Source organism: Halorubrum salinarum (assembly GCF_013267195.1).
Taxonomy (GTDB): domain Archaea; phylum Halobacteriota; class Halobacteria; order Halobacteriales; family Haloferacaceae; genus Halorubrum; species Halorubrum salinarum.
In genome coordinates this window covers 274,458-300,334 of sequence record NZ_CP053941.1, presented here as the reverse complement: position 1 = coordinate 300,334, position 25,877 = coordinate 274,458, and the positions used below count along the sequence as shown (strand labels likewise).

At 71.0% G+C, this 25,877-nt stretch carries 24 protein-coding genes and 1 tRNA gene; 20 read left to right on the top strand and 5 right to left on the bottom strand.

What is annotated here, in order from left to right:
* Positions 1-35 precede the first annotated feature (35 nt).
* From HPS36_RS01585 to HPS36_RS01570, 4 genes are all read left to right on the top strand, one after another.
* Positions 36-1,733, top strand: coding sequence for a type II/IV secretion system ATPase subunit (locus HPS36_RS01585; RefSeq protein ID WP_173228247.1), 1,698 nt, complete (start codon positions 36-38; stop codon positions 1,731-1,733).
* Positions 1,730-3,931, top strand: a complete 2,202-nt coding sequence (locus HPS36_RS01580; protein WP_173228246.1) for a type II secretion system F family protein — start codon at positions 1,730-1,732, stop codon at positions 3,929-3,931. Before HPS36_RS01585 ends, HPS36_RS01580 begins: the two co-directional genes overlap by 4 nt.
* A 101-nt stretch (positions 3,932-4,032) precedes the next feature.
* The gene (locus HPS36_RS01575; protein ID WP_173228245.1) at positions 4,033-4,701 is read left to right on the top strand and encodes a class I SAM-dependent methyltransferase; all 669 of its coding nucleotides are present in this window, start codon (positions 4,033-4,035) and stop codon (positions 4,699-4,701) included.
* A gap of 60 nt (positions 4,702-4,761) precedes the next feature.
* Positions 4,762-7,215 carry a methyl-accepting chemotaxis protein gene (locus HPS36_RS01570; RefSeq protein ID WP_173228244.1) on the top strand — a complete coding sequence of 818 codons (2,454 nt, stop codon included), beginning with the start codon at positions 4,762-4,764 and terminating at the stop codon, positions 7,213-7,215.
* Positions 7,216-7,277: 62 nt separating this feature from the next.
* Here the strand turns inward: HPS36_RS01570 and HPS36_RS01565 are convergent, their stop codons facing one another.
* Both HPS36_RS01565 and HPS36_RS01560 read right to left on the bottom strand, forming a co-directional pair.
* Positions 7,278-7,562, bottom strand: coding sequence for a hypothetical protein (locus HPS36_RS01565; protein ID WP_137715462.1), 285 nt, complete (start codon positions 7,560-7,562; stop codon positions 7,278-7,280).
* 14 nt (positions 7,563-7,576) lie between these two features.
* Positions 7,577-8,101, bottom strand: coding sequence for a DoxX family protein (locus tag HPS36_RS01560; RefSeq protein ID WP_173228243.1), 525 nt, complete (start codon positions 8,099-8,101; stop codon positions 7,577-7,579).
* Positions 8,102-8,319: 218 nt separating this feature from the next.
* Here HPS36_RS01560 and HPS36_RS01555 point away from each other — a divergent pair.
* Positions 8,320-8,390, top strand: a tRNA-Gly gene (locus HPS36_RS01555).
* 225 nt (positions 8,391-8,615) lie between these two features.
* Here the strand turns inward: HPS36_RS01555 and HPS36_RS01550 are convergent.
* Entirely contained in the window at positions 8,616-9,689 is a 1,074-nt protein-coding gene (locus tag HPS36_RS01550; RefSeq protein WP_173228242.1) for an NAD(P)/FAD-dependent oxidoreductase, read from the bottom strand.
* Between the two features lie 162 nt (positions 9,690-9,851).
* Here HPS36_RS01550 and HPS36_RS01545 point away from each other — a divergent pair, with 162 nt between their 5' ends.
* Both HPS36_RS01545 and HPS36_RS01540 read left to right on the top strand, forming a co-directional pair.
* Positions 9,852-10,169, top strand: coding sequence for a hypothetical protein (locus HPS36_RS01545; RefSeq protein ID WP_121561992.1), 318 nt, complete (start codon positions 9,852-9,854; stop codon positions 10,167-10,169).
* A gap of 131 nt (positions 10,170-10,300) precedes the next feature.
* Complete coding sequence (locus tag HPS36_RS01540) at positions 10,301-12,457, top strand: prolyl oligopeptidase family serine peptidase (protein ID WP_173228241.1); 2,157 nt, start codon at positions 10,301-10,303, stop codon at positions 12,455-12,457.
* Position 12,458: 1 nt separating this feature from the next.
* On the opposite strand, the gene HPS36_RS01535 is transcribed toward HPS36_RS01540, so the two are convergent.
* Together HPS36_RS01535 and msrA are read right to left on the bottom strand one after the other, a co-directional pair.
* Positions 12,459-13,139 (bottom strand): metallophosphoesterase family protein, encoded by a 681-nt coding sequence (locus HPS36_RS01535; protein ID WP_173228240.1) that lies wholly within the window; start codon positions 13,137-13,139, stop codon positions 12,459-12,461.
* A gap of 385 nt (positions 13,140-13,524) precedes the next feature.
* Positions 13,525-14,064, bottom strand: coding sequence for a peptide-methionine (S)-S-oxide reductase MsrA (gene msrA, locus HPS36_RS01530; protein WP_173228239.1), 540 nt, complete (start codon positions 14,062-14,064; stop codon positions 13,525-13,527).
* Positions 14,065-14,523: 459 nt separating this feature from the next.
* On the opposite strand from msrA, the gene ribH reads away from it, so the two are divergent.
* The 13 genes from ribH to HPS36_RS01465 all read left to right on the top strand — a co-directional run bounded on the left by ribH (position 14,524) and on the right by HPS36_RS01465 (position 25,849).
* Positions 14,524-14,928: a 6,7-dimethyl-8-ribityllumazine synthase gene (gene ribH / locus HPS36_RS01525; RefSeq protein ID WP_121561996.1), complete on the top strand. Its 405-nt coding sequence runs from the start codon at positions 14,524-14,526 to the stop codon at positions 14,926-14,928.
* Between the two features lie 25 nt (positions 14,929-14,953).
* Positions 14,954-16,108, top strand: a complete 1,155-nt coding sequence (locus tag HPS36_RS01520; protein ID WP_173228238.1) for a pyridoxal phosphate-dependent aminotransferase — start codon at positions 14,954-14,956, stop codon at positions 16,106-16,108.
* A gap of 130 nt (positions 16,109-16,238) precedes the next feature.
* Positions 16,239-16,742 carry a universal stress protein gene (locus HPS36_RS01515; protein WP_173228237.1) on the top strand — a complete coding sequence of 168 codons (504 nt, stop codon included), beginning with the start codon at positions 16,239-16,241 and terminating at the stop codon, positions 16,740-16,742.
* Between the two features lie 94 nt (positions 16,743-16,836).
* Positions 16,837-17,265, top strand: coding sequence for a DUF5788 family protein (locus tag HPS36_RS01510; protein WP_173228236.1), 429 nt, complete (start codon positions 16,837-16,839; stop codon positions 17,263-17,265).
* Positions 17,266-17,342: 77 nt separating this feature from the next.
* A complete protein-coding gene (gene gatC / locus HPS36_RS01505) occupies positions 17,343-17,645 on the top strand; it encodes an Asp-tRNA(Asn)/Glu-tRNA(Gln) amidotransferase subunit GatC (RefSeq protein ID WP_053772279.1) in 303 nt (100 codons plus the stop codon).
* Positions 17,646-18,944, top strand: coding sequence for an Asp-tRNA(Asn)/Glu-tRNA(Gln) amidotransferase subunit GatA (gatA, locus tag HPS36_RS01500; RefSeq protein ID WP_173228235.1), 1,299 nt, complete (start codon positions 17,646-17,648; stop codon positions 18,942-18,944).
* Complete coding sequence (locus HPS36_RS01495; RefSeq protein WP_173228234.1) at positions 18,941-19,447, top strand: DUF5797 family protein; 507 nt, start codon at positions 18,941-18,943, stop codon at positions 19,445-19,447. Before gatA ends, HPS36_RS01495 begins: the two co-directional genes overlap by 4 nt.
* 78 nt (positions 19,448-19,525) lie before the next feature.
* Positions 19,526-19,975: an SHOCT domain-containing protein gene (locus HPS36_RS01490; protein ID WP_173228233.1), complete on the top strand. Its 450-nt coding sequence runs from the start codon at positions 19,526-19,528 to the stop codon at positions 19,973-19,975.
* Between the two features lie 95 nt (positions 19,976-20,070).
* Entirely contained in the window at positions 20,071-20,316 is a 246-nt protein-coding gene (locus HPS36_RS01485) for a YhbY family RNA-binding protein (RefSeq protein ID WP_173228232.1), read from the top strand.
* Positions 20,316-21,230: a mechanosensitive ion channel family protein gene (locus tag HPS36_RS01480; protein ID WP_173228231.1), complete on the top strand. Its 915-nt coding sequence runs from the start codon at positions 20,316-20,318 to the stop codon at positions 21,228-21,230. Before HPS36_RS01485 ends, HPS36_RS01480 begins: the two co-directional genes overlap by 1 nt.
* A 123-nt stretch (positions 21,231-21,353) precedes the next feature.
* Positions 21,354-22,691 carry a Trk system potassium transporter TrkA gene (gene trkA, locus HPS36_RS01475; protein ID WP_173228230.1) on the top strand — a complete coding sequence of 446 codons (1,338 nt, stop codon included), beginning with the start codon at positions 21,354-21,356 and terminating at the stop codon, positions 22,689-22,691.
* A gap of 5 nt (positions 22,692-22,696) precedes the next feature.
* On the top strand, positions 22,697-24,199 hold the full coding sequence (locus tag HPS36_RS01470) for a TrkH family potassium uptake protein (protein WP_173228229.1): 1,503 nt from the start codon (positions 22,697-22,699) through the stop codon (positions 24,197-24,199).
* Positions 24,200-24,313: 114 nt separating this feature from the next.
* Complete coding sequence (locus tag HPS36_RS01465; protein WP_173228228.1) at positions 24,314-25,849, top strand: TrkH family potassium uptake protein; 1,536 nt, start codon at positions 24,314-24,316, stop codon at positions 25,847-25,849.
* The last annotated feature ends 28 nt before the right edge of the window (positions 25,850-25,877 follow it).

Sequence of the window (25,877 nt, the reverse complement as noted above, 5' to 3'; positions counted from 1 at the left end):
GTTTAACTTCCCCCCGACTCTATGGCCTCGTATCCATGGCGAGTGACGCCGGCGGGAGCGACCTCGGCGACCGGATCGAGGACCTCCAGCGGCGCCTCTCGCACGCGTGGGAACTGCTCCAGGGGTCGACGCTCGACGTCCGCCCGTTCCGCCCCGGCGAGGACGGCCCGCTCGCCTCGTTCGTCATCCCCGAGGACGAGCGGGAGGTCGACCGGTACTGGGTGAACGCCCCGTACGCGTACGTCGTGATCACCTACGACGAGGCGGAGAGCGAACACCGCTACTACGCGGTCGAGCCCGAACTCGACGCCTTCGAGCGCGACCTGCTCGACCGCGTCGTCGACGACATCCGCGACCCGCTCCTCTACCGCGAGGGGACCGGCAAGACCGACGAGGAGACGCTCAGGTCCGAGCTGGAGTCGCTGCTGGAGGGGTACGGCGTCGAGGTCGGGATGGACTCCTTCCACGCGCTCGCGTACTACCTCTTCCGCGACTTCCGCGGCTACGGGAAGGTCGACCCCCTCCTCAACGACCGCCACATCGAGGACGTCTCCTGTGACGGGTACGACCTCCCCATCTTCGTCTACCACGACGAGTACACGGACGTCGAGACGAACGTCTCGTTCGGCCAAGAGGCGCTCGACAGCTACGTGATCCGGCTCGCCCAGCAGTCCGGGCGCCACGTCTCCGTCGGCGACCCCATCGTCGAGACGACGCTGCCCGACGGGTCGCGCGCGGAGCTCGCGCTCGGCGAGGAGGTGACGCCGCGGGGGTCGGCGTTCACCATCCGCCAGTACGCGGAGGACCCGTTCACGCCCGTCGACCTCGTGGAGTACGGGACCTTCTCGATCGAGCAGATGGCGTACTTCTGGCTCTGTATCGAGCACAACAAGAGCCTCATCTTCGCGGGCGGCACCGCCTCCGGGAAGACGACCTCGATGAACGCGGTGTCGATGTTCGTCCCGCCGCGCGCGAAGGTGCTCACCATCGAGGACACCCGCGAGCTCTCCCTGTACCACGACAACTGGCTCTCGGCGGTCACCCGCGAGCGCCGGTACGAGGGGACCGACATCGACATGTACGACCTGCTGCGCTCGGCGCTCCGTCACCGCCCCGAGTACATCGTCGTCGGCGAGGTCCGCGGCGAGGAGGCGATCACGCTGTTCCAGGCGATGAACACCGGTCACACCACGTTCTCGACGATGCACGCCGACTCGATCGAGACGGTGATCAACCGGCTGGAGAACGAGCCGATCAACGTCCCGCGGGCGATGGTCCAGTCGCTCGACATGCTCTCGGTCCAGACGCTGACGCGCGCCGACGACCAGCGCGTGCGCCGCGCGAAGACGATCGGCGAGATCGGCGGCATCGACCAGCGGACCGGGGAGCTGGACTACTCCTCGGCGTTCGAGTGGGTGCCAGACGCCGACACCTTCCGCCGGAACGACTCCTCGCTGTTAGAGGAGATCGCCGACGAGCGCGGCTGGTCGCGCTCGGAGCTGCTGCGCGAGGTCCGGCGGCGCGAGCGCTTCCTCGAACTGCTCTCCGCGCTCGGCATCGACGACTACCGGACGTTCACCGCCCTCGTCAACGAGTACTACGCCGACCCCGACCGCGTGATGGAGCGGCTCGACGACCGCGCCGCCGCGGCCGACGGGGTCGACGCCGACGAGCTCGCGGCCGAGGAGGAGCCCGCCGCCGGGGACCCGACGGCGGACGCCGCGGACGGATGATAGCGTACCTCCCCCTGGCCGCCGCGGTCGCGGCCTGTCTCGCGCTCGCGCTCCCGCTCGTCGACGACCGGGCGGACCTGTTCGTCACCCGCGTCGCGCTGACGGCGTTCGGCGACTACGTCGGCGAGAACGAGTCGCGGCGGCGGGCCCAGCGCGACCGGATGCGCGCGGCCCACGTCGCCGGCACGACCCACCGCGTCTACGCCTCGCGGACCCTGTTGTACGCCGCCGTCCTCGGGGTCGCCGGCAGCGTGATCGGGGTGTACGCGGCCGCGGGGCTGCTCGCCGCGCTCGACGTGGGCGAGGCGGCGATCCGCGAGGCGCTCCCGGCCGCGGTCGAGTTCGTCGCCGTCGTCGCGCGCCTCGCCGACCTCGGGCTCGGGCGGCTGTTCGTCCTGCTCGCGGTCGTCTCCGCGACCGTCGGCGCCGGGCTCGCGCTCGGCGCGTACGTCGCCCGGTGGCAGCTGCTCGACCAGCGGGCCGCGGCGCGCGCCGCCGAGATAGACGCCACCCTGCCGCGGACGGTCGCGTTCATGTACGCGCTCTCGCGCTCGGGGATGGCGTTCCCCCGCGTCATGGACACGCTCGCGGAGAACGAGGCGGTGTACGGCGAGGCCGCGGCGGAGCTGTCGGTCGCGGTCCGCGACATGAACGCCTTCGGGACCGACGCGCTCACCGCGCTCCAGCGCATCTCGCGGCGGACCCCCAGCGACGACCTGGCGGACTTCTCGGAGAACCTCGCCTCCGTCCTCGGCACCGGGCAGTCGGTGTCGGCGTTCCTCAACGACCAGTACGAGCGCTACCAGGCGGAGGCGGAGGCCAAACAGGAGCAGTACCTGGAGCTGCTCTCGACGTTCGCCGAGGCGTACGTGACCGCGCTCGTCGCCGGCCCGCTCTTTTTCATCACCATCCTCGTCGTCATCGGGCTGGTCTTACAGGACACGCTCCCGCTCCTCCGCGTCGTCGTCTACTTCGGCGTGCCGCTCGCCACCTTCGGCTTCGTCGTCTACGTCGACAGCGTGACCCAGGGCGTCGGCGGCACCGAGGCGGTCGCGGCCTCGTCGCTCGACGACCCGGACACCCCGTCTGTCACCGGGGTGCGCCACGCGACGGACGAACCGGGCGACCGGGGCGGCTCCCCGCAGTTCGACGGCGGCGCGGCGGCCGGTCGGAAGGCGAGCGCCCCGGGCGACGGGCCGGGCGCGACCGACGCGGGCGCCGGCCGCTGGGCCGGGAACCGCGAGCGCCTCCGGGTCTACGACCGACTCCGCTGGGTGCGGCGGCTGGCCGCCTCGCCGGTCGAGACGGTGCTGGACTCGCCGCGGACGGTGCTGCTCGGCGCGGTCCCGGTCGCGGCGGTCGGCCTGCTCGTCTTCGCGTTCCCGGTCACGCTCGGGACGCCGGTGGAGATGGTCGACCAGATCGACGGACCGGTCGTCGTCGCGACCGCGTTCGTCCTCGCGGCGTACGCGGTGGCCTACGAGTTCGGCAAGCGCCGTGTCCGGCGAATCGAGTCCGCGGTGCCGGACTTCCTCGACCGCCTCGCAAGCGTCAACGAGGCGGGGACCGCCGTGGTCGGCAGCGTCCGCCGCGTCGCCGACTCGAACCTGGAGGCGCTGACCGAGGACCTCCGTCGGACCCGCCGCGACATCGACTGGGGGGCGGACGTCTCGACCGCGCTGCGCCGACTGGAGCGCCGGGTCCGGTCGCCGATGACCTCCCGCGCCGTCGCGCTCGTCACCAACGCGATCCGGGCGAGCGGCGACGTCGGGCCCGTCCTCCGGATCGCTGCCGACGAGTCGCGCGCGACCTGGTCGCTCCGCCGCGAGCGCCGGCAGGTGATGCTCACCTACCTCATCGTCATCTATATCTCCTTCCTCGTGTTCCTCGGCATCATCGCGGCGCTTTCGGTGTCGTTCATCCCCGCCATCGAGGCGGCGGGCGTCCCGGGGACCGGCGGCCTCCCGGACGCCGGGACCGGGGTGCCGAGCGGCCCGGGCGGGATCACGGACGGGATCGGCGACATCGACGTGGCGGTCTACGAGCAGCTGTTCTTCCACGCCGCGTCGATCCAGGCGGTCTGCTCCGGGCTTGTCGCCGGCCAGCTCGGGGAGGGGTCGGTCCGCGACGGCGTGAAACACGTCGTGGTGCTGCTCGCGCTCACGCTCGTCGCGTTCGCCGCGATCGGCGTGGCGTGACGCGGCGGTCCCGGTCGAGCCGGTCGCGCCGACGCGCCGTCGGTTAGGACGGACTCGGCCGCGGCCGCACGAGCTAAACCGGTCGCGGTCGACGGGGGCGTATGGACTCCGATCCGGGGGGCGACGCGGGGTCGACGGGCGACCCGCGGGCGACGTACGACCGCATCGCGGCGCACTTCTCGAAGACGCGGGAGTACGCCTGGCCCGAGGTCGAGTCGTTCCTCGACGGCCGGTCGGGGGCGGTCGCGCTCGACGTCGGCTGCGGGAACGGGCGGCACACGGAGGCGCTCGCGGCGCGGGCCGAGGCCGCCGTCGGCGTCGACCTCAGCCGCGGGCTGCTCGACGAGGCGGTCGCCCGCGCTCGCGAGCGAGGGTACTTGGACGCGACCGCGTTCGTCCATGGGGACGCGGCCGCGCTGCCGGTCCGCGACGGCGCGGTCGACCTCGCGGTCTACGTCGCCACGCTCCACCACCTCTCGCCCCGCGACGCCCGCGTCGATAGCCTGAACGAACTGGCCCGGGTCCTCGCGCCGGGCGGGGCCGCGCTCGTCAGCGCGTGGAGCACGGCGCACGACCGGTTCGACCGCGAGGAGGGGTTCGACACGACCGTCGACTGGACGCTGCCGGGCGGCGAGACGGTCCCCCGGTACTATCACATCTACTCGCCGTCCGAGTTCGAGTCCGACCTCGCGGCGAGCGACCTCGAACCGGACCACGTGACGGTTTCGAGCGGCAACTGCTACGCCGAGGTGTCGCCGCCGGACCGCTGATTATCACGAGAGATATCGAAGGAGGTGGATTAAAGAGTCCTTGTCGACCGCCTGATGATAATGGCTGACACCTTCCTCGAACGGGTCCTCCGTCGGGTCGCGCCCGACGCGGTCGCCCGGAGCTACCTCGCGAAGTTCCTCGTCGCCCTCGTCGTCGTCGTCCTCGCCATCGGGGCCGTCGGGGCCGTCACGTACGCCGAGACGACGGACCAGCTCGAATCGAACGCGCAAGGGGACTACACGGCCGTCGCGGAGCTGAGCGCCACGGAGCTCGACGGCTGGGCGAGCGAGCGCCGCTCGGTGGTCACGGAGATCGCCGACAACCACGCGTTCTCCCAGGACCCCGCACAAGTCGACAGCTACCTCTCCTCGCACCTCTCGCGGACCGCCGAGTCGGTCACCGCCTTCCACTTCGTCGACCGCGACGAGAGCGCCGTCCTCGCCAGCACCGACCGGGAGGCCGGCGAGTCGGTCACCTCGCAGGCGTGGTTCGACGACGACCTCCTGTTCGCGGACGACGTGTACACGAGCCCCACCTACATGGTCGACGGCGAGCGCCGGATCGCGTACGTCGCGGCGACCCCGCTGCGGGAGTACCTCGTGATGGAGATCTCGCTCGCCCCCGTCACCGAGGACTTCCGCCAGCCCACCGAGAGCGCGTTCACGACCATCGTCCAGCCCGACGGCCGGATCGCCGCGAGCAACGCCGACTACGTCTCCGGGATCCGCTACGACACCGACGTCCGCTCCGCGATGCTCGACGACACGCGGTCCGTCGGGTTCCTTCCCTCGGCCACGTTCAGCTTCGCCGACGGCGGCGAGTACCTCGTCGCGTACGCGCCCTTGGAGACCGAGGAGTGGTACGTCGCGGTCCACGTCCCGCTCTCCGAGGCGTACGCCCTCTCGGGGATGATCGGTCGGAACCTGCTCCTCATCGTCGGCGTCGCGATCGTCGGGCTCGGCCTGCTCGGCGTGACGCTCGGCCGCGGCACCGTCGCCGAGCTGAACCAGCTCCGGGCGCGGGCGACGGCGCTGGCCGACGGCGACCTCGACGTCGACTTCCACACGGAGCGGCGCGACGAGTTCGGCGACCTCTCCGCGGCGTTCGCCACGATGCGCGACTCGCTGCGCGACCAGATCCAGTCGGCGGAGACGCAGCGGGAGCGCGCCGAGGCGGCGAAGGCGGAGAGCGAGGCGTTCGCGGAGCGCCTGGAGTCGCGGGCGAGCGACTTCGGCGCGACCATGGCGGCCTGCGCCGACGGCGACCTCACCGCGCGGCTGGAGGCCGACCCCGAGGACCCCGAGGCGCTCCGCGACATCGCCGCGGAGTTCAACGACGCGATGGACGAGCTGGAGGCCGCGATCGCGGAGGTCGACGCCTTCGCCGTCGAGGTGGCCGACCGCAGCGAGGCGGTGACCGACGGCACCGACGAGGCCGCGGCCGCCGGCCGAGAGACGAGCGACGCGGTCGACGAGATATCCGCCGGCGCGGAGCGGCAGAGCCGCCGGCTGGCCGAGGTGGCCGGCGAGATGGAGGACATGTCGGCGACCGTCGAGGAGGTCGCGGCCTCCGCCGACGAGGTCGCGACCACCTCGCGGCGGGCCGACGCGCTCACGGAGGAAGGCCGCGAGGCGGCGGCCGACGCGGTCGAGGAGCTCCACGGGATCGAGGCGCGCTCCGAGTCGGCCGCGGAGACGATCGAGCGGCTCGAGTCCGAGATGGCGGAGGTCGACGAGATCGTCGAGACGATATCGGAGATCGCCGACCAGACGAACCTGCTCGCGCTCAACGCCTCGATCGAGGCGGCCCGCGCGGGCGAGGCCGGCTCCGGCTTCGCGGTCGTCGCCGAGGAGGTGAAGTCGCTCGCCGAGGAGACCCAGGAGTCCGCCGCCGAGGTCGAGGCCCTGATCGAGAGCCTCCGCGAGCGCACCGACGAGAGCGTCGACGAGATGGCCGCGATCCGCGACGGGGTCGACGACGGGGTCGACGTCGTCGAGGATGCCGAGGACGCGCTCGAAGAGGTCTCCGAGCGGGTGAGCGAGGCCGACGACGGCGTCCAAGAGATCTCGGGCGCGATGGACGCGCAGGCGGCGTCGGTCAACGAGGTGACCGGCGCGGTCGACGAGCTCGCGGGCGTGAGCGAGCAGACCACCGCCGAGGCGACCACCGTCGCGTCCGCCGCCGAGGAGCAGGCGGCCACGCTCGGCGAGGTCTCCGAGCAGGCGCACGACCTCCACGAGCGCGCCCGCGACCTGCGGGAGATGACCGAGGACTTCGAGGTCGACGCCGACGAGGCCGCCGCCGGCGACGGGGCGGCGTCAGTCGGCGACGCCGGGGCCGAGGCGCTCGACGCCGACACCGCGTTCTCGTTCGGCGCCGACGAGGAGGCCTCCGACGCCGCGCCCGCGAGCACGGACGGCGGGACCGACACCGACGCGAGCGGCTCGGAGGCGGAGTCTGGGTCCGGATCGGAGCGGTCGCTCGACGAGGGCACGGACCGAACAGAAGAGTGACCGTCGTCGTCCGCGACGGCGCGTTCCGCCGGTGTCGTCGCGGTCGGCGATTCCCGCGCGATTCAGTCCGCCATCGTCTCGTGGCTGACGCCCCGGTCGTCCGGGAGCGGCGCCACGAGCCGGTACGCCGCGTAGAGGCCGAGCACCGCGATGCCGGCCAGCACGAAGCCGGTGCGGATCTCCGGCGCGATCAGCGGCGTCGCGACCACGTCGCCCGCCTCGTTCGTCATCGGGACCGGGGCGAACGGCTGCCCGGCCAGCGTCTCGACTAATCCGAGGACCACGATGCCGAACAGCATCAGTCCCGCGCTCAACGCCCGTGCCGCCTTGTCGATGATGTCTGTCATTTTCGGTCACCTCGTTAGCCGAGCAGGTACCGCAGCTTGGGGTTCTGTTTGACGAGCGCCGTCTGTTCGATGAGCGCGTCGAGGCCGTAGTACCGACCGGCCGCGAGCACGATCACCGTCATGAACAGCAGCAGGCCCATCAGGTCGCTGTTGACGACGCCGTGGCCGAAGCCGGCGTTGCCGACCCAGAAGAGGCTCATGAAGATGACCCCGCCGAAGGCGGCGAGCCGGGTCAGGGCGCCGGCCATCAGCGCGAGGCCGATGAGCGTCTCGAAGAGGGGCACCCCGGGCGCGATGAGCCACGCGAGGTTGTTCCCCATCCAGACCGGGATTCCGCCGAGTGCGGTGCCCGTCATCTGTTGCATGTACGCCGGGCCGTAGCTGAACGCGAACCCGTCCGTGATGATCTTCGTCACGCCGGCGTGGAAGAACCACCAGCCGGTGACGACGCGGAGGAACGCGATCCAGTACGTCGCCCAGGGTCCCTCCAGCGCGAACTCGACCTCGCCGACCAGCGGATTGCTCGATTGGTATGACATCGGTCTCACCTCACAGGTGTACGTTGGGTGGGTAGACACATATGTACCGTACAGGGTTCTAAGCGGCTGAAAAGCGTTCTAGCGCGCTGGGAGCGGCCCGCAGTATCGTGGCGCTTTAAGTACTATCGGTGGTCACGGACGCGGCTCGTCCCGTCAGAACACGGAACGCTTATGAAAGCCGTTCCGCCTACGTGTAGGTGCGTCATCGACCGACGCGAGCGCCGGTGGTCTAGTGGTAGGACCTGAGCCTTCCAAGCTCATGGCCCGGGTTCAAATCCCGGCCGGCGCACTCACTTCGTTCGTGCGCCGCCCGTACTCCCACTCGCTCGCTGCGCTCGCTCGCGGGAGTCCCGGCCGGCGCAGTTCTCGGTCACAACGAACGGGAAACGACAGCGACGGGTGAGTCGTGCGTCAGGATGCGCCGAAGGATTTGAACCCTATCAGCCGCGCGCAGTACGCTCTGCGAAAGATCGGGAATCCCGCTTGGCGATTTCCGCTGAAAGGCCGGCGGCGATCAGTCGTCGGTGGCTGGCGCCTCGGCCCCCTCGGCCTCGGCGGACTCGCGCGGCCCGCCCGCGTGCCCCTCGTGGGCGACGGCGGTCGCCATGAGGTGTGACGGGATCGCGGGGACCTCGTCGTCGCCGACGGGGCCGTCGCGCGCGATCTCCTCTGTCGAGCGCGGGAACTCGCGGATCTCCTTGTGGATCGCGAGGCCGGCCTTCGCCCCCTGGCCCATCGCGACCGGCACCTGGTTGTGGCCCGGGGTGATGTCGCCGACCGCGAACACACCGTCCTCGCTGGTGCGGCCGTGGTCGTCGACGGCGATGGTGCCGTCGTCGTTGAGGTCGCAGCCCAGCCCCTCGGCGAGGACGGTGTTGTAGTCGGAGCCGTACATCGCGAAGCCGCCGCGGTACTCGCGGCGCGTGCCGTCCGCGAACTCCAGCGCCTCCAGCCAGCCGGTGTCGGGGTCGTTCTCGACGCCCTCGACCTCCTCGGTGACGACGTCGACGGGGTGCGCCTCCAGCTGCGCGGCGGTCTCCTCGCTCCACGTCGGCTCCTCGCCGCGGGTCAGCACGTCCACGTCGTCGGTGACGTTGAGCATGATCATCGCGACGTGGGCGGCGGCCTCGCCGTGGCCCATCACGTACACCGGCTCGTCGGCGAACATGTAGGCGTCGCAGTGGAGGCAGTAGTGGAGCCCCTTGCCCGTCCGCGGGAGCGGCGGGTCCGGGCGCTCGTCCGAGAAGCCGGTCGCGAGGACGACGCGGTCCGCGACCAGTTCGGCGTCGTTCGTCTCCAGTCGGAACCGGTCGTCGTCGGTGCGCTCGACCTCGGTGACGAAGCCGCGCTCGAAGGTGCCGCCGTACGACTCCACCTGCTCGCGCCCGGTCGCGAGGAACTCGTTGCCGGAGACGTCCTCGGTGACGCCGATCACGTTGTGCGTGTCGGCCATCATCGCCGCGCGGCCGCCGCCGCGGTCGATCAGCACCGTCTCGTGGCCCAGTCGGGCCCCGTACAGCGCCGTCGTCAGCCCGGCCGGCCCGCCGCCGACCACCGCGATCTCGTACTCGTCGTCGGACGAACTCATTACCGTTTGTAGGCGACCCACCGGGTTAAATACCGTCTTGTTGTGCGCGCCCCGCGACCAACCCCGTTCGCTCCCCATCGGAACGACGGGACCGGCGCCCGACAGCGACGGCTTCCGCCCCCGTCCGGAGGTTTATTGGTGCGTACCGCGTTCGCTCGGTCAGTGGTCACTCGTCTCGCCCTCGCCGTCTGCCTCCTCCTCGTCGGCATCGCCGCCGACGTGGGCACGACCTACGTCGCGCTCTCGGGCAGCGAGTACGTCGAGGGGTCGCCCGTCGGCCGTCTGTTCATCTCCCGGTTCGGCCTCCTCGGCGGGATGCTCCTCACGAAGGTCGTCGGCATGGCCGTCATCGGGCTTCCGGTCGCGGTCGCGGGCGGCACGCGGCGGTTCGTCGCGACCCTGATGTGCGGCGGCGTCGGCGCGCTCTCGCTGGCCGTCGCCGCGCGAAACCTGCTGTTCGTCGCGGGCCTGTGGCCGTGAGGGGCCCGGCTGTGAGGGACCCGCCCGTGGCTCGGCCGTAACGCCCGCCCCGTCCGCCGCGACGCGAGCGGATCGGCGGCCTCGGCCGCCGCGACCCCAGCGGTTTTGCGTCGCCGGCGACACCGATCCGTATGCCACGCGAATCCGCTCCGGCCCGCTCTCCGCCGGAGACGCGCCGCGAGGTCGTCACGGAGACGCTCCACGGGGTCGACGTCGACGACCCGTACCGATGGCTCGAAGGCGACGGCGAGGCGGTCGACGAGTGGGTCGACGCCCAGAACGCCCACGTCGACGAGACGCTCGACGACGCGCTCCGGGACCGGCTCCGCCCCCGGTTCGAGGACCTCGTCGAGGTGGCCGACTACGGCCCGGTCGCCGTCCGCGAGGGGCGCTACTTCGCGACGGTCCGCGAGCCCGGGGCCGACCACGCCCGCCTCGTCGTCCGCGACGCGCCCGACGGCGACGACCGCGTCCTCGTCGACCCGAACGCCTGGGCCGCGAACCGCGACGAAGAGCGCCCGCCGCGGTCGATGGCCTGGTACGTCCCGTCGCACGACGGCGAGCGCGTCGCGGTCGGCGTCACCGAGGGCGGCGACGAGAACTACGACGTGCGGGTGCTGTCCGTGCCCGATCCGACTCAATCGCCGGAGTCCGAGGGCTCGGGAGGCTACGGTCCGGGCGTCGAGGAGGTCGCGGTCCTCCCCGAGCGCGGCCGCGTCAACGCGGGGAGCCTCGCGTGGACGGCCGACGGCGAGGGGTTCGTCTACGTCGCGACCGGCGGCGCGGCTGACGGCGCGCAGATGGACAAGGAGATCCGCCGGTTCCGGCTCGCGGACGGTCCAGAGGCGGAGGAACTCCTGCTCGAACACGACGACCAGCACGTCTGGCCGCGGGTCACGGTCGACCCCGACTCCGGGCTGCTCGCGGTCGCCTTCTCCGAGATGGTCGGGGGAACCGAGTGGTACGTCCACGTCGACGGCGACCTCCGCCCCGTCCTGACCGACACCGACGCCGAGACGTCGGTCCAGTTCCACGACGGGACGGCGTTCGTCTCGACCGACCATGGCGCGCCCCGGCGGCGGCTGCTCGCCTGCTCGGTCGATCGCTTCCGCGAGGGCGACCTCTCCTTCGAGGAGTGCCGCGAGCTGCTCCCCGGCGGCGAGGGGATCATCCAGTCGGTGGCGCCGACTCCCGAGCGCCTCCTCGTCCACCGCCAGCGCGACGCCCACTCGCGGCTTTCCGTCCACGACCGCGACGGGACGCACCTGCGCGACGTGTCGCTGCCGTCGTACTGCTCCGTCACGTGGGTCTCCGCGAACCGCGACGCGCCCGAGGCGTTCTTCGGGCTCACCGGCTTCGACCGGCCGCCGGCGGTCCGAGCGCTCGACCTCGACGGCGGGGCGGACGCGGAGGCCGAACTAGCGTCGACGGAGATCGACTCGGTCGACCTCTCCGTCCCGGAGGACCTCGTCGTCGAACAGCGGTTCGTCGACTCCACCGACGGCGCCGAGGTACCCGTGTTCGTCTGCTACCGCGAGGACGCCGCCGTCGACGGCCCGCGCCCGACGCTTCTGTACGGGTACGGCGGGTTCCGGAACAGCATCACGCCCTCGTTCGGGCGGTTCCGCCTCCCGTTCCTCGCGGACGGCGGCGCGTTCGCGGCGGTGTGCGCCCGCGGCGGGTACGAGTACGGCGAGCCGTGGCACGAGGCCGGGATGCTCGCGGAGAAACAGCACACCTTCGACGACTTCGTCGCGGCCGGGGAGGCGCTCTGCGCGTCCGGGCTGACCGACACCGACCACCTGGCGGTCGCCGGCGGGTCGAACGGCGGGCTCTCGGTCGGCGCGGTCGTCACCCAACGCCCGGACCTGTGGGCGGCCGCCCAGTGCGCGGTCCCCCTGCTGGACATGCTCCGGTTCCACCGCTTCCTGCTCGGGGAGTCGTGGACGACCGAGTACGGCCACCCGGAGGACCCGGAGGCGTTCGAGTACCTCCGCGCGTACTCGCCGTACCACAACGTCGACCCCGACGAGACGTATCCGCCCGTCTACTTCACCACGGCCGCGAGCGACACGCGCGTCCACCCCTCGCACGCCCGGAAGATGACCGCGCGCCTCCAGAACGAGGCCGCGGGCGGGCCGTTCCTCCTGCGGACGAAGTCGGCCACCGGCCACGGCGTCGGCAAGCCGGCCTCGATGATCGTCGACGAGCAGACGGACTCGTGGGCGTTCTGCTATGAGCAGCTGGGCGTCACCCCGGACGCCGCGGCGACCGCCGACGGCGACTGACCTACCTGCCCTCATAGAGCCGCTCCGCCGTCGTCTCGGGGAGGCCGGCCTCGCGGACCGCGGCCGCGACGCGGTCCACGTCGTACTCGACGCGGTGCGTCTCGACCGCGTCGCTCCCGTCGGCCGTCGTGTCGAGGACGGCGTACCCGGCCCGCGGGTCGCCGTCGCGGGGCTGGCCGACGCTGCCCGGATTGCACACGAACCCGCCGGCCACGTCGCGGCACCCCTGAACGTGGGTGTGCCCGAGGACGATCCCGTCGTACTCGCCCATGTGCCGGTCGAGGTTCGGGAACTCCTCCGGGTAGACGTAGGCGTCCTCGCGCTCGGCGGCGGGGTGCGAGTGGACGAGCAGGAACCGGCCGCCACCGAACGTCTCCGTCCGCGGGAGGGCGTCGACCCACTCGCGCTGCTCGTCCGAGAGGGACGCCTTCGCGTGTTCGAGGCCGGCCTCGGCCATCCGGTTGGCACTGTACCGCTGCGGGCTCTCGACGGTGCGGTCGTGGTTCCCCCGGACCGTCGCCGCCGCGACCTCGCGCACGCGCTCGACGCACTCGGCGGGCCAGGGGTTGTAGCCGACCACGTCGCCCGCGCAGTAGATCCGGTCGACGGTGGGCATGTCGTCGAGGACCGTCTCCAGCGCCGGGAGGTTCGCGTGAACGTCCGAGATGAGGCCGACCTTCATCAAGCAACGGTTCGATCGCCGGAAGGGAATAGGTTGGGGCGCGCCGCGAGGACTCACATTCGGACGCCGGCGCGTGCCTGCGAGTGGCCGCCGAAGGCGGCCGTGAGGAGCACGCGCGAGGGACGCCGCGAGCGACCGGAGGGAGCGAGCGGCGAGGCTGGGGAGGCGTGAGGCTGCGGTGTGGGGTGGGAATCGAAGGGGCAGTCGGGAGGTGGGCGCAGCAGACGACGTAAGTACTAGAAGGAGCGAGCGAAGCGAGCGACTGAAGCGCGCAACGAGTGTGCGCCCACCTCCCGACTGGGGCTTCGGTGGTGGTCACCGCCGACCCTTAGTCAACAGCTTATAAACGAGTGACTGGGAGTTCGGAAGTTCCCACCGACGATCCTTACGCCTTGACCTTCTCGCGGAACCGCTCGCGGACCTTCTCCACCTTCGGCTGCGCGTGCATCGTACAGTAGGCGTCGGCCGGGTTCTTCTCGAAGTAGTCCTGGTGTTTCTCCTCGGCGCGGTAGAACGTCTCCAGGCGCTCGACCTCGGTCACCACGTCGTCGTCGTAGCCGCCCTTCTCGTCGAGCGCGGCCACGTAGTTCTCCGCGATCCGGCGCTGCTCGTCGTCGTGGTAGAGGACGATCGACCGGTACTGGGTGCCCACGTCCGGCCCCTGTCGGTTCAGCTGGGTCGGGTCGTGGACGGTGAAGAAGATCTCCAAGATTTCCTCGTAAGAGAGCGCCTCGGGGTCGTACTCGACCTGAACGACCTCGGCGTGGCCGGTGTTGCCGGTACACACCTCGCGATAGCTCGGGTCCTCGACGTGGCCGCCGGCGTAGCCCGAAGTGACGGCTTCGACGCCGTCGAGTTCCTTGAACGCCGCCTCGACGCACCAGAAGCAGCCGCCGCCGACCGTCGCGGTCTCGGTGTCTGTCATGGACTCGTGTTGGCGTCGGAGACGTATTAATCACGCGTGGCCGGAAAGTCGAGACTCGACTCGTTCGTTTATTCATAACCGATCGCTGCTAACTCGTCGGGGAACACCTCGAAGCCCCAGTCGGGAGGCGGACGCACGCTCGCTGCGCTCCTCGGTCGCTCACTCTGTTCGCTCCCTGTGGTGCTTGCGTCGCCTGCGCCCGCCTCTCGACTGCCCCTTCGAGCCCCACCCGACCGCACCGCAACCGCACCTCACGCCTCCCCAGCCTCGTCGGCCTCCCTGCGGTCGGCCGACTCCCTCGCGCGTGCTGCTCGGCCGCGGTGCGACCTCGCAGGCACGCGCCACCGCAGGTCGATTCATGACCGATCAGTCGACTGCCCCAGTCCGTCCCGAACAGGTTCGCCCGGCAACCCTGCGGTCGAACGGTAGACCTTTGCCGTCGCCCGCTCCACGTCGCGTATGGTCTCGCTGGGACTGGTGGTGGCGCGGTTCAACGACTCCGTCACGGAGCCGATGGCCGAGGCCGCCCGCGAGGCGGCCGCCGACCGCGACGCCGTCGTCGTCGACGAACTGAGCGTGCCGGGCGCGTACGACAGCCCGCTGGCCGCCGACCGGCTGGCGCGCCGGGACGACGTCGACGCCGTCGCGGTGGTCGGCGCCATCGTCACCGGCGACACCGACCACGACCGCGTCATCGCGAACGCGACCGCCGAGAAGCTCACGCAGGTGAGCCTCGACCGGGACACGCCGGTCACCTTCGGCGTGAGCGGCCCGGGGATGTCCGGCGCGGAGGCGCGCGAGCGGATCGACAAGGGGGCGGACGCGGCCGCGGCCGCGATCGACCTCGCGACGGAACTCGACTGACGGACACGACGATCACACACGACACATGAGCGACGCATACGACTTCTCGGAGCGGATCGGACGCGTAGAGCCCAGCGCGACGCTGGCGATATCGAACCTCGCGGCGGAGAAGGAGGCCGAGGGCGCCGACATCGTCGACCTCTCGGTCGGCGAGCCCGACTTCGACACCCCGGCGAACGTCGTCGAGGCCGGCAAGGAGGCCCTCGACGCGGGCCACACGGGGTACACCTCCTCGAACGGCGTGCCCGCGCTGAAGGAGGCGATCGCGGAGAAGCTCCGCGGCAACGGGATCGACGCCGACGCCGGCGAGGTGATCGTCACCCCCGGCGGCAAGCAGGCCCTGTACGAGACGTTCCAGACCCTGATCGACGAGGGCGACGAGGTCGTCCTGCTCGACCCGGCGTGGGTCTCCTACGAGGCGATGGCGAAACTCGCCGGCGCCGACCTCTCGCGCGTCGATCTGGCGCCCCACGGCTTCCAGCTGGAGCCCGCGCTCGACGAGCTCGCCGAGACCGTCTCGGACGACACCGAACTGCTCGTCGTCAACACCCCGTCGAACCCCACGGGCGCGGTGTTCTCGGAGGCGGCCCTAGAGGGCGTCCGCGACCTCGCCGTGGAGCACGACGTGGCCGTCATCTCGGACGAGATCTACGAGCGGATCGTCTACGACGCCGACCACGTCTCGCTCGCGAGCCTCGACGGGATGGCCGACCGCACGGTGACGATCAACGGCTTCTCGAAGGCGTACTCGATGACCGGCTGGCGGCTCGGCTACCTCCACGCCACCGACGAGTTCGTCGGCGAGGCCGGGAAGCTCCACTCCCACTCCGTCTCCTGTGCCACGAACTTCGTCCAGCGCGCGGGGATCGAGGCGCTGGAGAACACCGAGGCGTCGGTCGAGGAGATGCGCGACGCCTTCGCCGACCGCCGGGACCTCCTCGTGGACCTGTTCGACGAGCACGGCGTCGACGTCGACGTCGGCGACGGCGCGTTCTACATGATGATCCCGGTCGACGACGACGACCAGGCGTGGTGCGAGCGCGCCATCGAGGAGGCCGCGGTCGCCTGCGTCCCCGGGAGCGCGTTCAACGCCCCCGGCTACGCCCGCATCTCGTACGCCGCGAGCGAGGAGCGCCTGCGCGAGGCGGTCGACCGACTCGTCGCGAACGACCTGCTGTAACGCCGCCCGACCGCCCGCAGACACCGCCGTCCCGCCCGCTTCCGACCCGGACGAACTCGCGGACCGGCCGTGAACGGGGGCTGCGGTGCGTTTTTCACCCCGCTCCTCGAAGTTTCAGCTTGGTGGTACGATGTACGACAGGATACTGTACCCGACAGACGGGAGCGCCGGATCGGAGGCGGCGGCGGCGCACGTGGGGGCGCTCGCGTCGCAGTTCGGCGCGAGCGTGGACGTGTTACACGTGATCGACACCCGCGAGGGCGGGCTTGGCCTGAGCGGGGCGTTCCTCAACGACGACCCGCAGGCGATGAGCGGGCGGTCGCCCGACGAGGGCTACATCGGGCGGCACGGGGACGGCCCCGACCCCGAAGAGGTCGAGGCCGGCCTCACCGACCACGCCGAGGCGCTCATCCAGGCCTCGACCGGCGAGGTCGACCTGACGACCGCGGTCGAGTCGGGGACGCCCCACTCGGTGATACTGCGCTACGCCGACGAGGCCGACGCCGACCTCGTGGTGATGGGGACGCACGGACGGACCGGGGTCGAGCGGTACCTGCTCGGCAGCGTCGCGGAGAAGGTCGTCCGGCTCTCGGACGTGCCGGTGATGACGGTGCGGGCGGACGAGGACGCGTGAGGCGGCGGGCCGGACGACCGAGGCGGACGCGGGAGGCGGACCGAGCCGACCGACGGCCGACGATTTTTCCCGGCTCCGTCGACCACGCGAACCCATGAGCGACCCGGAGCGAACGGCGATCGACGACGACGTTCGCGAGGCCCTCCTCGACCGCGTGAACAGCCCCAGCGCCACCGTCGGCGCGAGCGTGCCCGACGAGGTCGAGATAGACGGGAGCGCCGTCGACCTGTCGGCGTTCATCGTCGAGACCCGCAAGGTCGACGCGGTCCCGCCCGCGCTCGACCGGAAGGTGACGGCGGCGCGCGAGTCCCTCAGGGCCGAGCGGGCGCGGCGCGTCGAGCGGCTGGAGAGCGACCCCCTCGACCCCGAGACCGCCGAGGCACTCGCCGACGAGGTCGTCGGCATCGACCGCGCGCTCAACGCCTTGGAGGGGATCCGCCGGCCGGGGTTCGCCGACGAGCACCACGCCGACACGCTGGCGGGCCACGAGCGCTGGCTCGCGTTCGTCGATCAGGTCCGGTAATTCCCGGCCTCGCCTCTTCCGGCGCCGTCGGCCCCCTTCCGAAACCCTTACTCGCCGCCCGCGTGGTACGTTCGGGTATGAGCGACACCGCAGCGTCGGACGACGGCGAGGCCGCCGTCGACGCCGAGGAGGTCAGACACGTCGCGGATCTCGCGCGGGTGCGGCTCGCCGACGAGGAGGTCGACGAGTTCGCGGCGCAGTTCGGCGACATCTTGGAGTACTTCGCGGCGCTCGACGAGGTCCCGGAGACGGAGCGCGAGGAGGAGCTCGTCAACGTGATGCGCCCGGACGAGGTCCGCGAGGGGCTCTCGCAGGAGGAGGCGCTCGCGAACGCCGAGGAGACGGAGGACGGCTTCTTCGTCGGGCCGAAGGTGTCGTAGATGGCGGCCGACATCAACGCCTTCGTCACGGAGGCGACGATCGAGGGCGACGGCGACGGCCCCCTCGCGGGCACGACCGTCGCGGTGAAGGACAACATCTCCACGGAGGGGATCCGGACGACCTGCGGCTCGGAGATGCTTGCCGACTACGTCCCGCCCTACTCCGCGACCGTCGTCGACCGCCTGACCGAGGCGGGCGCGACGGTTGTCGGCAAGACGAACATGGACGAGTTCGGGATGGGGACGACGACCGAGACCTCCGCGTTCGGCCCCACGCGGAACCCGGTCGACACCGACCGCGTCCCGGGCGGCTCCTCCGGCGGCTCTGCGGCCGCGGTCGCGGCGGGCGAGGCCGACGTGGCGCTCGGCTCCGACACCGGCGGCTCGGTGCGCTGTCCGGCCGCCTTCTGCGGCGTCGTCGGGATCAAGCCCACCTACGGGCTCGTCTCCCGGTACGGGCTCATCGCGTACGCGAACTCCCTCGAACAGATCGGCCCGATCGCGGGCACCGTCGAGGAGGCGGCCGCCGCGCTCGACGTCATCGCGGGCGACGACCCGAACGACGGGACGACCCGCGACCTGCGCGAGGTCGAGGGCGCCGACCCCGACGCGAGCTACGCCGCGGCCGCCGACGGCGACGTGGCGGGCCTGACGGTCGGCGTGCCCACGGAGCTGTTCGAGGGCGCCGACGAGCGCGTCGTCGAGACGGTCGAGGCCGCGATCGACGACCTGGAGGCGCAGGGCGCTGAGACGACGGAGATCTCGCTCCCCTCCGTCGAGCACGCGGTCCAGGCGTACTACGTCATCGCGATGGCGGAGGCCTCCTCGAACCTCGCGCGCTTCGACGGCGTCCGGTACGGTCACCGGAGCGACGCGGACGGCAACTGGAACGAGTCGTTCGCGGAGACCCGCGAGGAGGGGTTCGGCGCGGAGGTCAAACGCCGGATCCTGCTCGGCACGTACGCGCTCTCGGCCGGCTACCACGACAAGTACTACGAGAAAGCGCAGGACGCCCGCGCGTGGGTCCGTCGGGACTTCGAGGACGCCTTCGACGACGTCGACGTGATCGCGTCGCCGACGATGCCGGTCCTCCCCTTCGAGCTGGGCGAGAGCCTCGACGACCCGCTGCGGATGTACCTCGCGGACGCGAACACGACGCCGGTCAACCTCGCGAACCTCCCCGCGGTCTCCGTGCCCGCGGGCGAGGCGGACGGGCTGCCGGTCGGGCTACAACTCGTCGGCCCGAAGTTCGGCGAGGAGACCATCGTCCGCGCCGCGAGCGCGGTCGAGGAGCGATGAGCCTCACCGACGAGGAACGCGACCGGCTCGCCGACGTGGTCCGCCTCCAGCCGACGAAGAACGGCGAGCTCCAGGACGCGTGGGAGATGGAGAGCGGCAGCGAGGTCCACGGCTACCTGGAGAACCACCTGAAGGAGTACTACTACCGCGACGACGACAGCCTGATCCGCGCGACTGCGGAGGCGAACGACCTCGTCGACGTGGAGCCGGGCGTCGAGCCCGACGCGGTCGCGCGCGGCGGCGTGCCGGAGACGATCCGCGTCCCCGAGCTGGAGTCGCGGGTGGTCGACGTGCTCGCCCGCCCGGACGAGCGCTCGCAGTCCGTCGTCAGCGTGCTCAACGCGCTCCGGGAGGCGTACGACGTCGACCCCGAGGTCGACGCGGTGCGGCGCGCGCTCCGCAGCCTCGAACGCAAGAACGTCGTCGAGGTCGTCTACCGCACCGTGCCGACGTTCCGGCTGGCGGTCGACCGCGACGAGATAACCGTCGAAATCGAGTCGTAGGCGGTCCCGTCCTCCCGGCGGTCCGGAGCCTCCCGGTCGTCGACACGACTTTGTACCGCGACGGAGACCGTCACGGCGATGGTCGACGACGACGAGACCCTCCGCGACCGGTTCCGTCGCAACGCGAGCGGCATCGCCGCCACGACGGTCACCGGGACGTGGCTCGCCGCCCTCCTGCTCGGGTTCGACTGGTGGCTCGGGTTCATGCTGTTCGGCTACATCGTGATCGTTCCGGTCGTCTCGATGCTGTTCGACGAGGAGGGCGGAGAGTCCGACTTCGAGGAGTACGAGACCGATCCCCTGTGGGGCAGACACGGCGAGACGGCGGACAGCGACGACGAGTCCGCCGACACCGCGGACGCCCTCGAACGGCTGCGGACCCGCTACGCGAACGGCGACCTCACCGACGAGCAGTTCGAGCGGAAGCTCGACCGCCTCCTGGAGACCGAGACCCCCGAGGACGCCGCCGAGTGGGCCGAGCGAAACCGGGCCGCCGACCGGGAGCGCGACGTCGAACGCGAGCGGTGACGCGGGGCGACGGCGTCGCGGCGGGCGGCGTTGCGGCGGCGAGCGCGGCGCGACCGAACCTCAAGCTTCAATGCGCGCGGCCGACTCGACCGCGTATGAGCGACCAGGAACTGCGGAAGGAGGCGCACGACCTCGACGTCACCGTCTGGGTCGGGAAGCACGGCATCGACTCCGTCGTCGACGAGCTGGCGGACCAGCTCGACGACCGGAAGCTGGTGAAGGTGAAGTTCCTCCGCGCGGCCCGCGGGGGCACCACGACAGAGGAGCTCGCCGAGGAACTCGCGGACGCGGTCGGGGCGGACCTGATCGAGACGCGCGGGAACACCGCGGTGCTCCACTGATGAGCGCCGCCGCGGGGCCGGCCGGCGTCGTCGCGGTCGCGGGGACGCTCCGCCCGTACCTCGGGCCGGTGACGGACCTCGTCGTCGACGCCGCCATCTTCCTCGCCGTCGTCGTCGCGACGTACCTGCTCTACAAGGCGGTCGTCACCCCGCTCGTCACGCGGGTCTTCGACAGGCAGGGGCTCGACGAGCACGCCCGGCGCCCGCTCCAGAAGATCGTGGCGTTCCTGGTGCTGTTCGCCGGCGTCACGGTCGCGTTCGGCGCGGCGGGGTACCAGGGGTTCCTGCGATCGCTGGCGACGATCGCGGCCGCGGCGACGCTCGCGATCGGCTTCGCGCTCCAGGACGTGATCAAGAACTTCGTCGCGGGCGTGTTCATCTACACCGACAAGCCGTTCCGCATCGGCGACTGGATCGAGTGGAACGGCAACTCGGGCGTCGTCGAGGACATCTCGTTCCGCGTCACCCGCGTCCGCACGTTCGACAACGAGCTGCTCACGGTGCCGAACCACGCCCTGACGAGCGACGTGGTGAAGAACCCGGTCGCGAAGAAGACGCTCCGCCTGAAGTTCGTCTTCGGGATCGACTACGAGGACGACGTCGAGAAGGCGACGGACATCATCGTCGAGGAGGCCGAGAAGAGCGACGCCATCCTCGACGACCCGGCGCCGTCGGTCCGCCTCACCGAGCTGGCCGACTCCTACGTCGGCCTCCAGTCGCGGATCTGGATCGAGGACCCCTCGCGGGCGGACTTCGTGAAGGCGCGTGCCGACTACGTGAAGGCCGTCAAGAAACGGTTCGACGAGGAGGACATCTCCATCCCCTTCCCGCAGCGGACGGTCTCGGGGCGCAACGAGTGGACTGACCCCGCGTCGTTCGGCGGCGCGACGGGCGGCGCCGGCGGGGACTCGTAGGCTCGGGTTCGCGGGATTCCGGGCATCGAGCCGCGCAGCACGCGTCTCGATTCCGTCGACGCGCGGGAGCCGCCCCGGGGAGCGATAGTAACGAACTTGAGGGTCCGGTAACTGGATGTGCCCATGTACGTGGTCGTCATCGGGGCCGGCGAGGTCGGGACGAGCATCGCCGCCAGTCTCGCGTCGGACCACGAAGTCGTCGTCGTGGACGTCGATCCGGACCGGGCGGAACAGCTCAAGTACGAACTCGACGTCCTCACCATCGCGGGCGACGGCACCTCCTCGGAGATCCAGTCGGCCGCCGAGGTCGACCGCGCGGACATGGTCATCGCTTGTACCGACGACGACCAGACGAACCTCGTCGCCTGCGGCACCGCCAAGACGCTCGGGGACGGGTTCACGATCGCCCGCGTCAAGAGCACCGACTTCCTCCGCACGTGGGAGGGCGGCGAGGGCGCCTTCGGCGTCGACTTCATGGTGTGTACGGACCTGCTGACCGCGGAGAACATCGTCCGCGTCATCGGGCTCCCGGCGGCCGTCGACGTCGACCCGTTCGCCGGCGGCCTCGTCCAGATGGCCGAGTTCGAGATCGCCGAGGGGAGCCCCGTCGCCGGACAGACCGTCTCGGAGGCGGACCGCTTCGAGTCGCTCACGTTCGTCGGCCTGTTCCGGAACGGCGACATGATCATCCCCCGCGGGGACACCGACATCGCCGTCGGCGACCGCGCGGTGGTGATCGGGAGCCCCGAGAGCGTCCAGTCGTTCGCGACCGACGTCGCGCCCGAGGCGACGCCCGACCGCGCCGACGAGATCGTGGTCGTCGGCGGCAGCGAGATCGGCTACCAGACCGCCCGGCTCCTGGAGGAGCGCGACTTCAGGCCGCGGCTGATCGAGCAGGACGCCGACCGCGCGCGGTGGCTCGCTGAGAACCTCCCGGACACCGTCGTCATGGAGCACGACGCGACGGACACGGAGTTCCTCGCCCGCGAGCACGTCGACGAGGCCGACATCGTCGTCACGGCGCTCCGCTCGGACGAGAAGAACCTCCTCATCTCCGTGCTCGCCAAGCGCCTCGGCGTCGACCGCGTGATCGCCGTCGTCGACAGCCCCGACTACGTCACCGTCTTCGAGGAGATCGGCATCGACATCGCGGTCAACCCCCGCACGGTGACCGCCGAGGAGATCACGCGGTTCACCTACGAGAGCGTCGCGGAGAACATCGCCGTGCTGGAGAACGACCAGGCGGAGGTGCTCGAACTCGAACTCACCGAGGGGTGCGGGCTCGTCGGCCGACCGATCTCGGAGATCGTCGCCGACAGCGACGTGCGGTTCGTCATCGGCGCGATCACACGGGACCACCGGCTGGTCACGCCCCGCGGTGGCACGGTGCTTCAGGCCGGCGACCACGTCATCCTCCTCGTGGAGTCCGACTCCGTGAGCGACATCGCCTCGATGGCCTGAGTCCCGTGAGCACCAGCATCCGCGTCGGGTGGCGGGCCAGCGTCGGACTCACCGGCGACGTCCTCGCCGCCCTCCCCGTCCCGCTCGCGTTCCCCCTCCTCCTCGCGTTCTACTACGGCGAGTCCCCCGTCCCGTTCCTCGCCGCGATCGCGGTCTCGCTCGCGCTCGGCGCGGCGTTCCGGTCGACGCGGGACCCGGCGGAGGACCTCGGGCCGCGGGAGGCGTTCCTCGCGGTGGCGCTGATCTGGTTCCTCGTCGCCGCGGTCGGCGCGATCCCATTCGTCGTGGCGGGGGTCGGCACGGTCGCGCACCCGGTCAACGCGATGTTCGAGTCGATGAGCGGGCTGACGACGACGGGCGCGACCGTGCTGCGGGACTTCTCCGTCCACTCGCGGTCCGTCATGATGTGGCGGCAGGTGATCCAGTGGCTCGGGGGGCTCGGCATCCTCATCCTGGCGACCGCGGTGCTCTCGGAGATCGGCGTCGGCGGGGCCCAGCTCATGGAGTCGGAGTCGCAGACCCAGGACGTCAACAAGCTCACGCCGAAGATCTCTCGGACGGCGCAGCTGATCTGGGGGATCTACTTCGGGCTCACGGGGCTGGCGATCGCCGTCTACTTCCTGCTCGGCCTCGCCGTCGACCCGCAGATGGACCTGTACAACGCGGTCGCGCACGCGTTCACCTCGGTCGCGACCGCCGGCTTCTCGCCGGAGCCGCTCTCGGTCGGGGCGTTCCACCCGCTGATCCAGTGGGCGGTGGTCCCGTTCATGGTGATCGGCTCGACCAGCTTCGTCCTCATCTACTTCGCCATCAACGGCGAGCCGATGCGCCTGCTGCGAAACGAGGAGTTCCACTTCTACCTCGGCGCGATGGGGACGCTCGCGTCGATCGTCGCGGTCTCGCTGTTCCTCGACCCGAGCACCGGGTTCGGCGCCGAGGCAACGGTCCGGCACGCCGTGTTCAACGTCGCCTCCATCGTGACGACGACCGGGTACGCGAGCACCGACTACGTGCTGTGGGCGCCCGCGGCCAAGCACATGCTGTTCATGGGCATGTTCGTCGGCGGGATGGTCGGGTCGACCACCTGCTCGATCAAGTCGCTGCGGTGGCTGGTGGCGCTGAAGTCGTTCCGCCGGAACCTCTACACCGCGATCCACCCCGAGTCGGTGCGGCCGGTCCGGATCTCGGGGAAGTCGATCGAGGAGGGGGCGATCCGCGACATCTACGCGTACCTCCTCCTCAGCATCGTGATCTTCTTCCTGCTCGCCGTCGTCATCGTCGTCGACGCCGAGCGGGCCGGGCTCCGCGTCTCCGAGTTCGAGGCGCTCGGCGCCGCGGCGACGACGTTCCTCAACATCGGGCCGGCGTTCGGCGACGCGGGGCCGTACGGCACCTTCGCGACGTTCCCGCTGAGTACGCGGGCCGTGATGGTCGTGCTGATGTGGATCGGCCGGATCGAGATCATCCCCGTCCTCGTGCTGTTCACGAAGGCGTTCTGGACCTCCTGACCGACGCCGACCTGCCGCGGTCCGCCGTTCGGTGCCCGCGGCGGCTCCGTCCATCGACGGCTTCTTGTCGCGCCGGCCTGCTACGACGGGTATCGGAACCCCCGAGGGACACTCGTGACACGGACCATCGACGCGCGGGCGACGCTCAGCTACACCGGGAGCATCGTGAAGCTCCTCTCGGCGTCCATGGCCGTCCCGCTCGTCGTCGCGCTGATCTACGGCGAGGACGCGCTCGCGTTCGCGGCGTCGATGACGGTCGCCGTCGCGATCGGCGCCGGGCTCGAACGGCTCGACGACGAGCCGGAGCTCGGCCCGCGGGACGCGCTGGCGGTCGTCTCGCTGGCGTGGTTGATGGCCGCGGTCGTCGGCGCCATCCCGTACGTCATCGCCGGCTACGGGACTCCCTCCGCGCTCGCGCATCCCGTGAACGCGCTGTTCGAGTCGATGAGCGGCTTCACGACGACGGGCGCGACCGCGACCGCGGAGATCAGCTTCGAGCAGCACTCCCACGCGGTGCTGATGTGGCGGCAGCTCACGCAGTGGCTCGGCGGGATGGGGATCATCGTGCTGATGATCGCGATCCTGCCGCAGCTGGCGGTCAACGGCGCCCAGCTGATGGAGTCGGAGGCGCCGGGGCCGGGGCTCCAGAAGCTCACCCCGCGGATCGTCGAGACGGCCCGCGCGCTTTGGCTCATCTACCTCGGGTTCACGGTGGCGATGGTCGCCGTGCTGGCGCTGCTCGGGCTCACCGGGTACGCGCCGGAAATGGACCTGTACAACGCCATCGCCCACGGGTTCTCCACGCTCCCGACCGGCGGGTTCTCGCCGGAGGCGGAGAGCATCGGCGCGTTCTCGCCGGTGGTGCAGTGGGCGTTCGTCCCGTTCATGGTGATCGCCGGGGTCAACTTCGCGCTGTTCTGGTACGTGCTCAGGGACGACCCGCGGGAGATGTTCGAGAACACGGAGTTCCGGATCTACCTCGGGCTGGTGACCGCGTTCGCGGCCGTGCTCGCGGTCGGGCTGTTCTACGGCGGCGCGCCGGCCACCGACATCGGCGGCGTCACGGAGGGCGTCCCGGAGAACGCGCTCCGGCAGGGGGTGTTCCAGGTCGCGTCGCTGATGAACTCGACCGGCTTCGCGACCGCGGACTTCGCGGAGTGGGACACCCAGACCCAGTTCCTCCTGCTGTTCGCGATGTTCATCGGCGGCTCCGCCGGGTCGACCGGCGGCGGGATCAAGGTGATCCGCTGGCTCATCCTGCTGAAGACGCTCCGCCGCGAGCTGTACACGACGGCGAACCCGGACGTGGTCCGGCCGGTCCGGCTCGGCGGCGAGGTCGTCGACGAGGACGTGATCCGCGGGATCCTCGTGTTCACCCTGCTGTACTTCCTCGTGTTCGCGCTCTCGGCCGTCTTCATCGAGCTCGACACGGCGCGGATCGGCGAGCGGCTCACCGGCACGGAGGCGCTCGCGGCGTCGCTCGCGACGATCGGCAACATCGGACCGGGGCTCGGCCCGCTGGGCCCCTTCGGGAGCTACGAGTTCCTGCCGAACACGACGAAGCTGCTGATGATCGGGCTGATGTGGATCGGGCGGCTGGAGATCGTCCCCGTGCTCGCGCTGTTCGTCGCCGGCGTCGACGAGCAGTGACCTTCCGGGGCGCGGTCAGGTCCTCGAC

Excerpts from the sequence above, each read along its gene's own strand:
- gatC (WP_053772279.1), top strand. The coding sequence starts at position 17,343 with ATGAGCGACACCGCAGCGTCGGACGACGGCGAGGCCGCCGTCGACGCC.
- HPS36_RS01575 (WP_173228245.1), top strand. The coding sequence starts at position 4,033 with ATGGACTCCGATCCGGGGGGCGACGCGGGGTCGACGGGCGACCCGCGG.
- HPS36_RS01560 (WP_173228243.1), bottom strand. The coding sequence starts at position 8,101 with ATGTCATACCAATCGAGCAATCCGCTGGTCGGCGAGGTCGAGTTCGCG.
- HPS36_RS01520 (WP_173228238.1), top strand. The coding sequence starts at position 14,954 with ATGAGCGACGCATACGACTTCTCGGAGCGGATCGGACGCGTAGAGCCC.
- HPS36_RS01510 (WP_173228236.1), top strand. The coding sequence starts at position 16,837 with ATGAGCGACCCGGAGCGAACGGCGATCGACGACGACGTTCGCGAGGCC.
- msrA (WP_173228239.1), bottom strand. The coding sequence starts at position 14,064 with ATGACAGACACCGAGACCGCGACGGTCGGCGGCGGCTGCTTCTGGTGC.
- HPS36_RS01570 (WP_173228244.1), top strand. The coding sequence starts at position 4,762 with ATGGCTGACACCTTCCTCGAACGGGTCCTCCGTCGGGTCGCGCCCGAC.
- HPS36_RS01550 (WP_173228242.1), bottom strand. The coding sequence starts at position 9,689 with ATGAGTTCGTCCGACGACGAGTACGAGATCGCGGTGGTCGGCGGCGGG.
- trkA (WP_173228230.1), top strand. The coding sequence starts at position 21,354 with ATGTACGTGGTCGTCATCGGGGCCGGCGAGGTCGGGACGAGCATCGCC.
- ribH (WP_121561996.1), top strand. The coding sequence starts at position 14,524 with ATGGTCTCGCTGGGACTGGTGGTGGCGCGGTTCAACGACTCCGTCACG.
- HPS36_RS01585 (WP_173228247.1), top strand. The coding sequence starts at position 36 with ATGGCGAGTGACGCCGGCGGGAGCGACCTCGGCGACCGGATCGAGGAC.
- HPS36_RS01580 (WP_173228246.1), top strand. The coding sequence starts at position 1,730 with ATGATAGCGTACCTCCCCCTGGCCGCCGCGGTCGCGGCCTGTCTCGCG.
- HPS36_RS01565 (WP_137715462.1), bottom strand. The coding sequence starts at position 7,562 with ATGACAGACATCATCGACAAGGCGGCACGGGCGTTGAGCGCGGGACTG.
- HPS36_RS01480 (WP_173228231.1), top strand. The coding sequence starts at position 20,316 with ATGAGCGCCGCCGCGGGGCCGGCCGGCGTCGTCGCGGTCGCGGGGACG.
- HPS36_RS01490 (WP_173228233.1), top strand. The coding sequence starts at position 19,526 with ATGGTCGACGACGACGAGACCCTCCGCGACCGGTTCCGTCGCAACGCG.
- HPS36_RS01540 (WP_173228241.1), top strand. The coding sequence starts at position 10,301 with ATGCCACGCGAATCCGCTCCGGCCCGCTCTCCGCCGGAGACGCGCCGC.
- HPS36_RS01495 (WP_173228234.1), top strand. The coding sequence starts at position 18,941 with ATGAGCCTCACCGACGAGGAACGCGACCGGCTCGCCGACGTGGTCCGC.
- HPS36_RS01535 (WP_173228240.1), bottom strand. The coding sequence starts at position 13,139 with ATGAAGGTCGGCCTCATCTCGGACGTTCACGCGAACCTCCCGGCGCTG.
- gatA (WP_173228235.1), top strand. The coding sequence starts at position 17,646 with ATGGCGGCCGACATCAACGCCTTCGTCACGGAGGCGACGATCGAGGGC.
- HPS36_RS01485 (WP_173228232.1), top strand. The coding sequence starts at position 20,071 with ATGAGCGACCAGGAACTGCGGAAGGAGGCGCACGACCTCGACGTCACC.
- HPS36_RS01515 (WP_173228237.1), top strand. The coding sequence starts at position 16,239 with ATGTACGACAGGATACTGTACCCGACAGACGGGAGCGCCGGATCGGAG.